Below are 14,928 nucleotides of genomic sequence, written 5' to 3'. Positions count from 1 at the left end.
TCGCTCAGGGCGCTTCCAGCTCGAAAGAAATGTTCACCTGGGCCTGGATTTCATTTTCGCCCGTGGCGGCATAACCACCGCCGGCATCGGCGGCAACCGCTTCCATGGCCACTGCGCGCATGGCGTACTTGGGCTGTGCAGCATAGTTCTGCTGGACATGCACCGAAATCGGTAAACCCAGTTCCACGCCCAACCGTTTGGCCACACGCCCGGCGCGTGCTTTGGCGTCGTCGATGGCCAGAAGCAGGATCTCGTCTTCGATCTCACGCGCGTTGGATACGCTGGGGCTGACCTGATCGATGCGTGTCAGCGGTTGTTTGGCCAGCGCCCGCATCACATCCGGCAGCTTGTCGATGGCCAGACGTTCGACCTGAATCTGTCGGCTGGCGAGCATTTCCATCGGTTCACCGCTGTCCTTGCGCCAGCTACGATCGGTGCCTTTGACCACCGAGCGCACCTGCGTCTGCAGCGCACGGATGTTGTTCTTGTCGGTGTAGCGCGCCAGGGTGATGACCACGCTCTGGGCGTTGCTGCCGGCCGCGCTCATCGCGCCGTCGGCATCCTTGTCGCGTCCTTCAACGCTGATGCTTAGGGTAGCCTGATCAGGGCTGACCAACTGGCTGGCCTGGCCCTGAACATTGATCTGTCGGCGTGGCTGTTCATCGGCCACGGCGAGCGTGGACGTGGCGGCCAGGCCGACCAGAAAAAGACCAGTGATTGCCGTCCGCATGCTGTTTCTCCTTATGGGTTGGGGATACAGACAGCAGGCGGACCAACAAGTTGCCGCTTGAGCTCGGGCTAGCGTGGCCGGCGCGGTTTATTTGCGCCGTTCGAGCGATTTTGTGCGTTCGGGCCGCTGCCTGCGCCACCACCGCCGCCGCCACGCCGGCGACGTCGCCGTTGGCCTGCGGGTGCCGCGCCATCGGCGCTCTTGCGCGCGCCGGGTTGCCCGCCCTGACCCTTGTTGCGCCCGCCACCGCCGCCCGGGGCCTGTCGCCCGCGTTGCGGTTTGGGCGCATCGGCGGGCGTGCTGCGGTCTTCGCGGATCAGGTAGTCGTCGATCTGCAGGACCGGGATGTCGCGCCCCAGTAGCTTCTCGATCGCCTTGAGCTGCTTGAGTTCTTCGCCGCAGTACAGCGACAGGGCTTCGCCTTCACAGCCGGCGCGGCCGGTGCGACCGATGCGATGCACGTAATCCTCGGCCACCATCGGCAGCTCGTAGTTGATGACATGCGGCAGTTCACTGATGTCGATGCCACGGGCGGCGATGTCGGTTGCCACGAGCACGCGAATCTTGCGCGCCTTGAAACCGGCCAGTGCCTGGGTGCGTGCGTTCTGACTCTTGTTGCCATGAATCGCGGCGGCGCTCAGGCCTTCGGCCTCAAGCTGTTTGCACAGGCGGTTGGCACCGTGTTTGGTGCGGGCGAAAACCAGCACCTGATACCAGTCATTGCGTTCGATCATCCACGCCAGCAACTCGCGCTTCTGGTCCTTGGGAACACGGATCTTGTGCTGTTTGACGGTCTGTGCGGCAGAGTTGCGCGGGGCAACATCGATCTCGACCGGGTCGTTGACGATGCGTTGTGCAAGCTGGCGGATTTCCGGCGAGAAGGTGGCCGAGAACATCAGGTTCTGGCGCTGCGGCGGGAGCAGCTTCAGGACCCGCTTGATGTCGTGGATGAAGCCCATGTCGAGCATGCGGTCGGCTTCGTCCAGAACCAGGGTGTCGATATCGGCGAGGCTCAGATCGCCACTGCCGGCCAGATCGAGCAGGCGGCCCGGGGTGGCCACGATGATGTCATGACGCTTGCGCAGATTTTTGATCTGGGCATGGGCGCTGACCCCGCCGAAAATCACCACCGCGCGATGCGGCAGGCTGGCGCCGTAAGTTTCAATTGAGGCGCCGATCTGGGCGGCAAGCTCACGCGTGGGCGCCAGGATCAGAACACGCGCTCGTGTGGCGCGGTCTTGGCGGCGCGACAGGCGCTCCAGAATCGGCAGGGTGAAGGCGGCGGTCTTGCCGGTGCCGGTCTGCGCCGCGGCGAGCACGTCGCGCCCGCTGAGCACGGCCGGAATAGCCTGAGCCTGAATCGGGGTGGGTTGGGTGTAGGCGGCGCGCGCAAGCGCGTCTTGAAGCTGAGAATTCAGCTCCAGGGACTGGAAATTCATGTTTACTCCTGAAGCCTTCCAGAGCGTCTTGCGCCCTGATTCCGGTTCAGGCTTGGTGATTCCGCATTGCGGTAAAGGGATGTCGTGCCGATACTGGTCGCTGGGCCGCGTGGGCGGCGTCACTGTCAGGACATCACCGGAGGATGTCGGGCACAACCGCCCAAATTCTACGCGGACTTGTGCTACCTGTCATCCGGACTTCAAGCTCATGCATGCACTGATTCAAAACGACGCGGTGGTTTTCGGCCTGCTGGCTGCGACCCTGGCACTGATCTTCTACACCGCCAGCAGCTCGTATGCGCCGTTCAAACGCTTCTACAGCTGGGTGCCACCGCTGCTGTTGTGCTACTTCATTCCCGGCCTGTACAACACGCTCGGGCTGGTCGACGGCAATGCCTCGCAGGTGTACTACGTGGCTTCACGCTACTTGCTTCCGGCCACTTTGGTGCTGCTCACATTGTCGATCGACTTGCCCGCCGTGCGGCGCCTCGGGCCCAAGGCGGTCATCATGTTCTTTGCCGGCACCGCCGGCATTGTGATCGGTGGTCCGGTGGCGATCGGCCTGTGGTCCCTGTTTGCGCCGGAGGTGGTTGCCGGGGATGTGTGGCGCGGCATGAGTGCGCTGGCCGGCAGCTGGATTGGCGGCGGCGCCAACATGGCGTCGATGAAGGAAATTTTTCAGGTTGATGGCAACCTGTTCGGCATGATGGTCGCCGTGGATGTGATCGTGGCCAATCTGTGGATGGCCGCATTGCTGTGGATGGCCGCACGCGCTGACCGGCTGGATGCGGCGCGCGGGGCTGATGTCTCCGGTCTGGTCGCATTGCGCCGCCGGGTTGAGGCCTTTGAGGCCGAGCATGCCCGCATCACCAGCTTCAATGATCTGATGTACATGATGGGCATCGCATTCGGGGTGACCGCGCTGTCGCACGCTCTGGCGGCGCCCATGGCCAGCTGGTTCGAGCAGTTTGCCTGGGCCCAGCGCTTTTCCCTGACCAGTTCGTTTTTCTGGCTGATCGTGCTGGCCACCACCATTGGTCTCGGCTTGTCGTTCACCCGGCTGCGCCAGTTCGAAGGGGCGGGTGCGTCCAAGCTGGGTTCGGTGATGCTCTACGTGCTGGTTGCGTCGATCGGCTTGCACATGGATTTGCGCAGCATCTTCAGCAACCCCGGTCTGTTCGGGGTGGGCATGACCTGGATGCTGGTGCATGCGGCCTTCATCCTGATCACCGCCAAGCTGATCAAGGCGCCGACCTTCTATCTGGCGGTTGGCAGCCAGGCCAATGTTGGCGGGGCGGCCAGCGCACCGGTGGTGGCCAGTGCCTTTCATCCGTCTCTGGCACCCGTCGGGGTGCTGCTGGCGGTTCTGGGCTATGCGGTGGGAACCTACGCCGCATGGATGTGTGCACAGCTTATGCGGATCACGGTGGGGCAGTGATGGCACCACATTTCGACAACCGTTTCCTGCGCCAGCTGCCGGTCGATACCCAGACGGCGGCATTGCCGCGCCAGGTCTACGGCGCGGCCTGTTCACGCGTGGCGGCGACGCCGGTGCACGCACCGCGCCTGCTGGCCTGGTCATCGGCCATGGCGGAGGTGCTGGGGCTCGAGCGACCGTCATCCGATGATGATCCGTGGGTTCAGGCCCTGGCCGGCAATCGCCTGCTACCGGGCATGTACAGCTATGCCATGTGCTACGGCGGTCACCAGTTCGGCAACTGGGCCGGGCAGCTCGGCGATGGCCGTGCCCTGGGCCTGGGCGAGTGGGTGGCGCCGGATGGCCAGTATTGGGAGATGCAACTCAAGGGTGCCGGGATGACACCGTATTCGCGCGGCGCGGATGGCCGTGCGGTGCTGCGCTCATCCTTGCGCGAGTATCTGTGCAGCGAAGCCATGCATGCGCTGGGCGTGCCGACAACTCGCGCGCTGTCGCTGATCGCCACCGGTGAGGAGGTGATGCGTGACATGTTCTACGACGGTCATCCCGAGGCCGAGCCCGGCGCCATCGTGTGTCGCGCGGCGCCCTCATTTCTGCGTTTCGGCAGTTTCGAGCTGCCGGCCTCACGCGGCGACACGGGCTTACTGCAGGCGCTGATCGAGTACACCGTGCGCACCCATGACCCCGCCTTTGCCAGTGCCGATGCGATCGACATTGCCGGCTGGTATCGCGAAGTTTGTGCGCGCACCGCACGCCTGATGGTGGCGTGGATGCGCGTGGGCTTCGTGCACGGCGTGATGAACACCGACAACATGTCCATCCACGGGCTGACCATCGATTACGGGCCGTATGGCTGGCTGGAACCGTACGATCTGGATTTCACGCCCAACACCACCGACGCTCAGGGGCGCCGCTATGCCTTTGGCCGGCAGCCCGGGATCGCGCAGTGGAATCTGGCGGCGCTGGGCCAGGCGCTGACCCACGCTGGCGTTGCGGTGGACGTGCTGCAGCAAAGCCTCAATCACTACGGTGAGGTGTTCCACGCTGAATACGGGCGGGTGTTTGCCGACAAGCTGGGGCTGCACAGCCTGACTCACGATGATCCGCTGCTGCTCGACCTGTTCCGTTGCATGGCCCGACACGAAACCGATTACTGCCTGAGCTTCCGTCTGCTCGCCGAGCTGCCGCTGGCGCAAGCGCCGGAGGGTGAGGCGCTGCAGCACTACCTGGATGTCATGGCGCCGGCGTTTTACACCACGCAGGCTCAGCAGGGCGAGAGCCGCGATGCCTGGCAGGCATGGTTCAAAGATTACCGCGCGCGGGTCGAGCAGGATGCGGGCGACGCTGTGGCGCGGCAGGCGCGCATGCAGGCGGTGAACCCGCTGTATGTACCGCGCAACTATTTGGCCCATCAGGCCATCGAGGCCATGAGTGCGGGCGATGCCGAGCCGCTGGCGCGTTTGCAACAGGTCCTCAGCAAGCCCTATGAGGCTCAGCCCGGCTGCGAAGCCTATGCCCAGCGGAGGCCGGACTGGGCGCGTGACAAGGCGGGCTGCTCTGCGTTGTCCTGCAGCTCCTAGGGCTTACCCCATTGGAACCCTCATCCGTACTTTTACGTCGTTAGTCCCAAGCCTGCGGGCATTTTTCGAATGATTTGGGGTTAACTCATGGGGAATTGGGGGCGATTGGGCACAGCGCTGCTGCTGCCTGTCATGTTGCTGGCGTGCCAGCAAGGCGGACGTACAACGGATGCGTCGGGGCCTTTGCTGAACGTTGGATCACGTGCCGAGTGTGCTTTGAGCCTGGGCGAGTACACGCAGACCTGGGAAGGCACGGTTGGTCTTGCTGTGGCGGGAACGGCAGTCTCGGAAGCTGAACATCTCACGACCTTGAGTTTGCCGCCGGGTTGCACCTATTCAGCGGCTCATTTCGAGGTGAGCTGGACCGTGCCCGCGGACCTGGATTTGCAGGTGCTTCTCCCGGCTGGCGGCGGTGGCAGCGCGGAAACGGGCTCAACAAGCACGGAATCGCTGAGTATTGAGTCCGGTATCAGCGATGGTGATTTCAAGATCCGCGTATACGGTTACACCAGCGCACAAACCGCGTTTAGCGGTCGTTTTACCGCCACGGTCGTCGCTGATTCTGATCCGGCTCAGGACGCTGTTGATCCTTTGCCGCAAGAGAGTGCTGGCGTGGGCCGAGGTATCGACGATGTTGTCGTGGTGGCGGTGATCGACAGCGGCATGAATCCCTATCACTGGGATTTTCTGGCTGAGAAAATGCCCCAGCACAACAATGCCGGGTCACAGGATGACCTGCCGTTGCAACGTGATCCGGCGACCTGGATCGCGGGGCATCCGGGAGCCCAGGCTTTTGCCAGTTATGAGGCCTTGAATCTTGATGTGGTGGCTGCTGCGGCTGATCCGCAAGCGGTGCCCAGCGAGCTGCATGACCAGGATATCGCGGAGTGGTCGAAGATCCAGTACTCCGAGGGATCAAGTAACGATGCGGTGCACATGTACTGGATTCCGGGTACCAAGGTCATCGGCCATGTGGCGTTTGGCAGCGCGTTCGGCTTGGTTGAGCCGACAAGCTCCAATCTGGTGGACACCCTGATAGGTCCGAGCACAGGACCGGTTGATACCTTTGCTGCGGAAAGCCACGGTATCGGCAGTGCCAGTGTCAGCACCGGCAACATACATGGCACCTGCCCGAATTGCGTGCTGGTTTACGTGCATGGCCCGTCCGAACGGGCCAACGAATGGGTCGCAGCTCAGGACTGGATTGATGTTCAAACCAATTCCTGGGGGCTGTCGGTGACCGGCGGCCCGGTACGTGACAATGTTTATGCCGGAAGCAACACCGAGGTTCAGCGTGTGGCCGTGGAACGCGGTCAATCCTGGTTCCAGTCAGCGGGCAATGGTCTGGCCAATGCCTTCACCGTGCCGAGTTCGACCTTGCTCAGCAGTCAGAAGGGCCCGGACTGGATTGTCACCGTCGGCGCCATAGAACCTGAAGGTTCCAGTGTCGGACACAATCGTCCGGTGGATATTTCCAGTCTGGGCACGGATTATCCCTCGGCAACCGGTGGTGGTGACGCGGTGACCGCCGAGGGCGATTTCAGCGGCACGTCCAATGCCACGCCGGTCATTGCCGGGCTGTATTCGGAAGTGTTGTACCGCTTGCGGCGTTTGTTTGACGGCCCAAGCCGCAGCCAGTCGGAGGGTGTGATCGCCACCGGCGCCGCTGCTTGCGCTGCCGCCAACCCGGCATGTGCCATGGCCGATGGGCAATTGACCGTACATGAGTTGCAGCAGGCACTGTTCCTGGGGGCACAGTACAGCGCCGGCGGCACGACATTGCTCTATCAGATCGGTGGGCCTGATATTCCGGATTCAGCCAACAGCGCGGAACTGGAGTTCGTATCAGAAGGGCATGGCAGCTACTACGGCCGCTATCTGGGTGACGAAACCTATGAGGCCGATGTTCAGCGCATCATCGATATCGTGCGCGGCGCACTGCTGGTCGAACTCAGCGAAGAACAGCGTAACTGGCTGATTGCCGACTCGGCGTGTCGCCAGAGTCTGTGGGGCAGTTGGAGTCACGGGTATTTTGATGGCAGCAACGCACCGGCAGCCGACCCAGCCTGGCCGATCCGCAGTTTCCTTGCTGATGTGTGTCCGCAAACCCTGCCCCCGGTGGTGCAAGCACTCCAGGCATACGCGGATATCACGGCGCCGCAGTGAGTGCATTCGTTACTCCGACCAGGGAATGAAACCTGCATGACCAGCATGTTCCTGTCCTGGTCTTTGTTGTGTCCTCTGATCGCCATCCGGCCCTGTGGAGTTTGCAGGGCCAATCCATTCTGATCATTGATGAGCTACCGCAAGTCCGCACCATGCTGCGCGAGTTGTTGACGCGCTGTGGTGCGGACACGATTGAATCATTGAGCGACGCAGAGCGCGCTCTCGAATGGATGGCCGCCGAGCGCCCGGACATCATTCTTTGCGGTTACGACCTGGGCGAGGGCAAGGACGGTCAGCAGGTGCTGGAGCAGGCGCGCGAGCAGGATCTGGTTCCGTATTCCACCATCTTCATCCTGATATCGGCGGAGAACACCTTGCGCCGGGTTATGGGGGCGGTCGAACACGAGCCCGACACCTATCTGGCAAAGCCCTTTACACGCGAGGTGTTGCAGGATCGTTTGCGGCGCCTGCAGAAAAAGAAGGCTCATTTTCGTGAAGTCGGCCTGGCGGTGGAGCGCCGGGCCTATTCGCGAGCCTGTCGGTTGTGCGATGAAGCCATCATTCGGGTGCCCCGATACCGTCTTGATTTCCTGCGTTTTAAAGCAGATGCATTAGCGCGGCTGGGAGACTACGCCGCGGCTGCGGCGGTTTGCCGCGAGGTGCTCAACGAAACAGTGATGCCATGGGCTCAGTTGGGCTTGGCCCAGGCCTTGTTCTACCAGGATCAGCTGGATGAAGCGCACGCACTGCTGCGGACCGCGATTCAAGGGCGCGAGCATTTTGTGGCAGCCTTCGATCTGTTGGCGCGCGTGCAGCAGAAAATGGGGCAAAGCGATGCCGCCGAGGTCACCCTGGCTCAGGCGGTGGCGCTGTCACCGAAAAGTCCCAGACGCCAACGTGCTCTGGCTGAGGCGGCATTGGGCAATGAGAATCTGGAGGTTGCCGAGCAGGCTTACCGTCAGGCCATCCGCGAAGGCCGGCACTCGCAGTTTTCGGGGCCTGAGGATTTCGCTGGGCTGGCCCGAGTGCATCTGTGCGCTGGTGATACAGATCGGGCCGGGCAAACCATGGCGCGCATGCAACGCGAGTACGCCCAGGCGGACCCGGCCACGCGCCTGCAGATGGCGGTGGTTGAGGCTGACGTTGAGCAAGCGCGAGGTAACACCAAGGCGCAAGCTGCGGCAGTGGCCCGAGCTGAGCAGTTGTTGACGGACCACGCACAGGTCTTAAGTGCAGAGCAGCGCATGATGCTGGCTGAGCACTGCATGAGCTGTGGGCATACCGAAGTTGCTTCCGATCTTATTCGCCAGGTGGTGCGCGGCCACCATGAAGATGAAGCCATGTTGACGCGCGCGCGCGAGCTGTTTGACCGGGCTGATATGGGTGAAGAAGGTGCACGTCTTATTGACGGTGAACGGGCCGAGGTGATTCGTCTGAACAATCAGGCCGTCGCATTGTCGCGCCAGGGTGATCTCAAAGCAGCTGTGTCGATGCTTTTGCAGGCAGCTCAGGCCATGCCGGACAACATCGTTATCAATCTCAACGCGGTGCAGGCGCTGCTGCAATTGATGCAGCGTGAGGGCGCCAATTGGCGTGTGCTGCGACAGACCCAAAGTATGCTGGCGAAACTCAGCGCGCGGGCCAGCGGACAGTCTCGTTTTCAGAAGCTGATTCGTTTAATGCAGCGCATGGAGCAACAACTTGAGGCGGCGGCCTGAGCAAAACGCTGCGGCCTCATTGGTTGGGTTCAAGCAAGGCCAAGGTGTGCGTGCGCAAGGCGGCCGGCCAGTTGGCGATTTGTGTCTGCAAACCCGTCAGGTCGTCCTGGAACAAGGCGCGGGTGGCATCTTCGTAACCCGGAAGATTGCCAGCAATAGCGCTGATGAAATTGTAGACACGCTCCTGACACTGTCGCTTAAGCGCTGTTCCGCTGGTCGCGCGACGGGCCTCTTCAACCAGCTTGCGCAGGGTCACCGAGGCGCCGCCGGGTTGGGCAGATAGCCAGTCCCAATGACGTGGGAGCAGGGTGACCTCACGTGCCACCACCCCCAGTTTGGGGCGGCCACGACCGCGTTTTTGCGGTGTGTTGGCGCTCGTCTCGCAGGTTGCATCGCCCACTGCGAGCCGCGCAGCGATGTCTTGTTCGCTACCACGCAGATCAAAATCAACCTGTGTTCCGCTGCGGTTATCAAAACTCAGGATTTGCGCTTTTGAGTCTGCGGCGAGCGCGCGTTTAATCGCCAGTGCGTTGTCCAGCGCGGTGCCGGAGATGAGCAGATCGTGGTGGATAAAGCTGCTGTGGGAATCCATGAGGAAATGCCATACGAAAGAAGGTGGCAAAATATTACCCGGGTTAAAATAGGTCGTCAATTAAATCTGGGTAATAATCAATAGGTGACCGTCACGGTGATGGTGTCGCTGTAAGAACCTGGGCTGACGGATTGGCCTGCTGGTATGCGTCCATATGCAGTGTGCGGGGCTGAAACAACGGCGCAGCCGAGTCCGAGAACGCACAGCGGAACCGCCAGCACACCGCCGACCTGATTACCGCTATCGTCGCCCCAAACCAGGGTGTGGGTGGGTTCGCTGTATAGGTTGTAGTGCAAGTTGTCGCCGCCTTGACTCAAGGCGCGGTTGCTGGTGTCGCCGGACGATCCGCCGTCCAGGCCGATGGTGTAAATCACGGTGTCACCGAGTCCGATCAGGGCGTTCTCCTGGCAGCTCACCGTGATTGTGGTCTGGCTGAAGTTGGCGAAGGGGTTCAGGTGATCATAGTTGCCAAAGTTCAAGGCTAGGGCGCTCACCCCGCAGGTGGCGAAGGCCTGGGCCAACCCCGGGACGAATACGATCGACAGCAAACCGATGGCGCGTATCAAGGTCGACATGGCAGCGCCCCCAGATCGGGCTGCAACTCTTGGCGCAGCTGGCTGCGGGAGATCTGGAAACGACATTGGCCGCCCTCCCAGTAGGCCTTGAAGTGCTCTTCGGCGTGGCGCACTTCAACATAGCTTGCGCCCCCGGAGCCGACAAAAAAGCGTGCATCATCGCCGTCACGGTAGATCACCGCGCCGGCCGGCACCGGGCTGAATGGATCACGCATCAGGCGCAACTCCACACCGGTGTCGGTGGATACCGGGATGTCCACCAGCACGCCAGCAAAGGCGCTGGGTGTAAAGCGCACCCCGGTGTCGTCGATCAGGCTCTGCAGCGGCAGGTCGAGTGGGTCAACGCGGACCTCGTTGCTTTGGTAGGCGAGCAATTCCGGCATGATGGCCAGACCGCGGGCATTGGTGCGGGCCACCATACGATTGTGCATGTAGATCGGGACCCCAGGATGATCCTGCACGCTGACCAAAGCGTAGCTTGCGCCCAGCGGACGCGCGCTGAACCAGCGGCCCTCGATCAGGCCGATCGCGCCTTGCGCGCCGGCCTGTAACGATTCGCCAAAGTGGTCGGTCTGCGCTCTGGCTCGCACCTGGGCCTGGCTGTAACGTCCGGTGTATTGGCCCACCCAGGTCGCCTTGCCACCATCGTTGAGATTGTGGATTTCGGCCTGGTGTCCCAGATCATGCGGCGAACGATACTGGTAACTGGAATAGGTCTGACTCTGGGCGCCGCCACGAGCGGATATGGCCACACGCTGGGTGTGCTGGGGGGACCAGCTCAGACCGGCATGCAGCCCGGATTCGTCCTCGGCCTGGCTGTCGCTGTTGCGGAAGGCGCCTGCGTACACGCTGAAGTGTCCGGCCTTGGTGCGAAAGGCGCGACTCAGGCGCAGGTTGCGACGTTCGAAACGGTCGCTTGCGTTGCGTCGCCGGTACAACGTGTCGAGAGCCACACTCCAAAGGCCCACATTGAAACCGGCCCGGGCGAGAACTTGCCGCTGCAGTGGCAGCGGACTGCTGTCGTCAGCGTTGGTGTCAGCCGATAGGGCCTGAATGCCGGCAAACAGCCGTTGCCAGCGCCATGACAGGCCGAACCGACCGAATGGCGCGTATGCCCCGGACTGCAGTTGGGCAGCGCCCGCGCCGGTGGTGACGGTCAGCGGCCAGTCGAGGAACTGAAACACGTAGCGCAGCTCCGCCTGGTGTTGCCGCTCGGCCAGCACGGCACGCGCTTCCAGTGTGGCCCGGTCGGTGACGCCGTGGCGGATCAGCGCCTGTGCTTGCGCCGCACCGTAGTCGAAGCTTTCTACGCCGAAGGATTCACGACGCCAGCCGGCTGACAGATCAAAATCCCATAGCCCACGGCGCAGCAGGCTGGGGTCGACGTAGTAATTGATCTGCTGCACTACCTGCTCGCCGAGCACGTTGGTCAGGCGTAATTCGGCGCTGCCCGCGCCGGTCAGTACCGGTGCGTCATTGATTTCGAAGGGGCCGGGCTGGGCCTGCAGACGCGAGCGGCGGACCCCGTTGATGAACAGCTCGACCTGCGATGGCACATCGGCCAGACCGGTGATCACCGGGGGGGCAAAGGTCAGTTCGTTGGGGCGGATGGAGAACTCTTTTTTCCATTGCACACCGGCCACCCGGTAACGGGTGCCGAATGCATCGCTGGCGCTGGTCAGGTCACCGAGCTTGATGCGCCAGGCGCGGTCCAGTACATCGTGATTCCAGCTAGTTTCCAGGCGCAACCAGCTCGGTCCGTTGAGCGCATCATCGCGCCAGCTGAGTCCATTGGAAATGCTGCCGAATGCACCGAATGCGGTGAGGTGAAAAAATGCACTGGCACTGGTCTTTCCGCCGCTCTGGTGGGCACCCAGCAGGTCATAGTTGAGGTGGGCGCCAAGGCTGCGTGCGGCCACCGCGGGCGTTATAGGGCGTGAGCCCACCTGCAGTTGCTGGTAGGGCAGTGCGGAGGCGTCGATCTTTATATCAAGGCGCGCTTCGGCATCGTGCCACTCGGCGCTCAGGCCACGGATGCTGGTCAATGCGATGAATGCGGTTCCGTCGAATTCGCGTACCACCTGGCTGGCGAGATCCAGCAAGCCCCAGTCCTGCAAGGTGCGTTGTTCCAGCCAGATCACGTCGCGTTCCGGCATACGCACGATAAGCACGCTGCCGCGTTGCTGTCCGTTGAGATGAGCTTGCGCCCAGGCATATTCGGGTGATGCCGCGTGAGCACCGACCGCTAGGGCGATGCCTAGCAACACCGTGACAAGGCGGCACCAGCGCATACTGTCATGGCGCCAGCGTAAGGGGCTGGCGCTGTTCGCCAGCGTGATCCTTGATGATCAGGCGGGCCGCCGCCGGATTGACCCCGGCTGGCAGGGGCCAGCGGTACTGACTGCCGCCGAGTAGATAGCCCACTTTGGGCAGGCTGATGGGCCAGCGCTGCTCGCCGTCGACCAGCGTGGCCTGGTGCAACTGCAGGTGCGCGTCGCCGCTGTTGTGCAACACCAACTCATTGGTATTGCCCTGGACTTGTAGCTGGCCCTGACAGCCATGGCGGCTTTCGACAAAGGCCGGCAGCAGCATGCGGGTCAGGAAGTTCACCGGCGCTGCGGGTGTCCGGTGCTGTGAAGGCACTTCCATGATCTCCACGCGGTAGCTGGTTTCGCAGGCAGTGTCGTCGCGCTGTCTGATGCCCACTCGGACGGAGCGCCGCTGGCCGGCTGCAATCTCACTGATCGGTGGGGTCACCAGCACATCGCGGCTGGCCACCAGCAATTCCTGGTTGTCGCGTTGAGACCAGCGCAATACCTTGATTTCGACCACTACGGGGGCATCGCCAGCATTGCTCAGGCGCAGCTCCTGCACCCGCACGCCAGGCGCGAAGTGCAGCTTGATCGGCGAAACCTGCAGGCCAAGCGCCAGCGCGCCGGTCGGGGCCAGCAGCAGGCTGAACAGCAGGGCCGCGCCAACCGCGAGGGGGGCGCGCAGGATCATCAGTAGGTCAGGGTGACGGTGATGGTGTCACTGTAGCTGCCGGCTTCGACGTTCTGTCCGGAAGGAATCTGACCATAAACCACGGTCGGAATATCCAATCCAGTGCCGAGCAAAGACACCTCGTCGCCATCGGCCACCGTGCCCCACGGAATCAAGCCGGCGACATCCTGAGTCAGCTGGTAGCTCAAGGTTTCGCTATTGGGGCCGTCCATGACGCGGCTACTGACGTTAGCCGCCCCGCCAAAATCCAGCGAAAGGGTGTACGGCGTGGCCAGCGTGCAGTTACTGGTGATCGTGGTCGTGCCTAGCGTGCCCAATACGCGGTCATAATTACCAAAGGCCAGATCGGCTGCGGACACTGAACATGCAGCGGTGACGGTGGCGGTCACATCGAAAGTGGTGGTTTCATCAGCAGCAAAAGCTGAACCGGATGCCGCTGCGATCAGACCAGCAAGCCACAGCCTGGATGATGTTGAGAATCGATTTGATCGCATGGCGACATCCTTTTTGCGGAATTCGCCCTGAGATTGGCGTAGCGCGTGTCAAAGAAACGTTAAAGCGAGCGCTCGCAAAGATGCCATTCGTCAGCTATTCGGCGCTGTTGAACATCCAGCCACGGCTATCGGCGCTACGCCCTTCCTGAATGCCCAGTAGCGCGGCCTTGAAGCGGGCCGCCTCCGCATCCACCTGCTGCAAGCGGGTGATACGCTGGCCATCGGCCAGCACGGCGATGGGATTGACGATCGCCGCCGTTCCGCAGGCGAACAGCTCGCTGCAACGGCCACTGTCGATGTCGTCGAGCAGGCTGTTGATGTCTATGGGCTGCTCCAGCGCTGGCATGCCCAGATCATCGGCCAGGGTCAGCAGGGTGGCGCGGGTGATGCCCGGCAGGATGGTGCCGTTCAGGGCCGGTGAACACAGTGCGCCGTCAATGATGGCGCAGATGTTCATGGCTGATAGTTCTTCGATCAGGCGGCGCTCGACCGGGTCCAGCCACAGCGGCTGGTCATAACCACGTTCGATGCAACGACGGGTGGCCTGGATCGATCCGGCATAGTTACCCCCGGCTTTGACATCGCCGGTGCCGCCGACGGCGGCGCGACAGGCATCGCGCTCGACCAGCACGCTGATCGGCTTGGCGAAGTAGGCGGCTGACGGGCTGCACACGATGGCAAAGCGGAAGTTGTCCGATCCGGCCAGGGGGTACTGGGTGTCCATGCCGTAAAGCATCGGGCGCAGATACAGCGACTCACCGCTGCGCCGTGGAATCAGCGGTTTCATCGCCTGAGTCACGGCTTTGACCCCGTCCAGAAACAGCGTGTGTGGCACCTCGGGCATGCACAGGCGCTCGGCCGAACGTGCCATGCGTTTGGCGTTCTCGTCCGGGCGGAATAGCGCCGGTTCATCCTGCTCGACCCAGAACGCCTTGAGCCCTTCAAAGCACTGCTGGGCGAACTGTAAGGAGGTGGCAGCGGGGTTCAGCGCGATGGGCTCGTAGGTCATCAGTTCGCCGGCCTGCCAAGCGCCGTTGATGTAGTCGGCCACGAACATCACGGGGCCGGTGACGCGGCCAAAACCGAGCGGGTCGGGGAGCTGGAAGTTGCTGATAGCGGTGGACAGTGTGGGCGAAAGATTCATGCGTGGTTCTTATTTTGATGCGCTCTGAAAGCTGGATTCAGCACTGCGA

12 protein-coding genes are annotated in these 14,928 nt (G+C 62.3%); 4 read left to right on the top strand and 8 right to left on the bottom strand.

Going from position 1 to position 14,928, the window contains the following annotated elements:
* Nucleotides 1-4 precede the first annotated feature (4 nt).
* Together ATO7_RS03620 and ATO7_RS03615 are read right to left on the bottom strand one after the other, a co-directional pair.
* The gene (locus ATO7_RS03620) at nucleotides 5-730 is read right to left on the bottom strand and encodes an SIMPL domain-containing protein (RefSeq protein WP_083559596.1); all 726 of its coding nucleotides are present in this window, start codon (nucleotides 728-730) and stop codon (nucleotides 5-7) included.
* A gap of 68 nt (nucleotides 731-798) precedes the next feature.
* Nucleotides 799-2,169, bottom strand: a complete 1,371-nt coding sequence (locus tag ATO7_RS03615; protein ID WP_083559595.1) for a DEAD/DEAH box helicase — start codon at nucleotides 2,167-2,169, stop codon at nucleotides 799-801.
* Between the two features lie 208 nt (nucleotides 2,170-2,377).
* Here ATO7_RS03615 and ATO7_RS03610 point away from each other — a divergent pair, with 208 nt between their 5' ends.
* The 4 genes from ATO7_RS03610 to ATO7_RS03595 all read left to right on the top strand — a co-directional run bounded on the left by ATO7_RS03610 (nucleotide 2,378) and on the right by ATO7_RS03595 (nucleotide 9,071).
* A complete protein-coding gene (locus ATO7_RS03610; RefSeq protein WP_083559594.1) occupies nucleotides 2,378-3,607 on the top strand; it encodes a DUF819 family protein in 1,230 nt (409 codons plus the stop codon).
* The gene (locus ATO7_RS03605; RefSeq protein WP_083559593.1) at nucleotides 3,607-5,187 is read left to right on the top strand and encodes a protein adenylyltransferase SelO; all 1,581 of its coding nucleotides are present in this window, start codon (nucleotides 3,607-3,609) and stop codon (nucleotides 5,185-5,187) included. Before ATO7_RS03610 ends, ATO7_RS03605 begins: the two co-directional genes overlap by 1 nt.
* A gap of 87 nt (nucleotides 5,188-5,274) precedes the next feature.
* A complete protein-coding gene (locus ATO7_RS03600) occupies nucleotides 5,275-7,353 on the top strand; it encodes a S8/S53 family peptidase (protein ID WP_083559591.1) in 2,079 nt (692 codons plus the stop codon).
* Between the two features lie 68 nt (nucleotides 7,354-7,421).
* A complete protein-coding gene (locus ATO7_RS03595; protein ID WP_083559589.1) occupies nucleotides 7,422-9,071 on the top strand; it encodes a tetratricopeptide repeat-containing response regulator in 1,650 nt (549 codons plus the stop codon).
* 16 nt (nucleotides 9,072-9,087) lie between these two features.
* On the opposite strand, the gene ATO7_RS03590 is transcribed toward ATO7_RS03595, so the two are convergent.
* The 6 genes from ATO7_RS03590 to ATO7_RS03565 all read right to left on the bottom strand — a co-directional run bounded on the left by ATO7_RS03590 (nucleotide 9,088) and on the right by ATO7_RS03565 (nucleotide 14,879).
* Complete coding sequence (locus ATO7_RS03590) at nucleotides 9,088-9,663, bottom strand: DUF2239 family protein (protein WP_083559587.1); 576 nt, start codon at nucleotides 9,661-9,663, stop codon at nucleotides 9,088-9,090.
* A 77-nt stretch (nucleotides 9,664-9,740) separates the two neighbouring features.
* Nucleotides 9,741-10,238 (bottom strand): Csu type fimbrial protein, encoded by a 498-nt coding sequence (locus ATO7_RS03585; protein WP_158523020.1) that lies wholly within the window; start codon nucleotides 10,236-10,238, stop codon nucleotides 9,741-9,743.
* The gene (locus tag ATO7_RS03580) at nucleotides 10,226-12,529 is read right to left on the bottom strand and encodes a fimbria/pilus outer membrane usher protein (RefSeq protein WP_083559583.1); all 2,304 of its coding nucleotides are present in this window, start codon (nucleotides 12,527-12,529) and stop codon (nucleotides 10,226-10,228) included. The genes ATO7_RS03585 and ATO7_RS03580 overlap by 13 nt, the downstream gene beginning before the upstream one ends.
* 4 nt (nucleotides 12,530-12,533) lie before the next feature.
* On the bottom strand, nucleotides 12,534-13,241 hold the full coding sequence (locus ATO7_RS03575; protein ID WP_083559581.1) for a fimbrial biogenesis chaperone: 708 nt from the start codon (nucleotides 13,239-13,241) through the stop codon (nucleotides 12,534-12,536).
* Nucleotides 13,241-13,735: a Csu type fimbrial protein gene (locus ATO7_RS03570; protein WP_083559579.1), complete on the bottom strand. Its 495-nt coding sequence runs from the start codon at nucleotides 13,733-13,735 to the stop codon at nucleotides 13,241-13,243. Before ATO7_RS03570 ends, ATO7_RS03575 begins: the two co-directional genes overlap by 1 nt.
* A 94-nt stretch (nucleotides 13,736-13,829) precedes the next feature.
* Entirely contained in the window at nucleotides 13,830-14,879 is a 1,050-nt protein-coding gene (locus ATO7_RS03565) for a branched-chain amino acid aminotransferase (protein ID WP_083559577.1), read from the bottom strand.
* Nucleotides 14,880-14,928: the final 49 nt, after the last annotated feature.

It is taken from the genome of Oceanococcus atlanticus (assembly GCF_002088235.1).
Lineage (GTDB): Bacteria > Pseudomonadota > Gammaproteobacteria > Nevskiales > Oceanococcaceae > Oceanococcus > Oceanococcus atlanticus.
The sequence above is the reverse complement of the archived record's forward strand: the minus strand, read 5'-3'. Positions and strand labels throughout refer to the sequence as shown.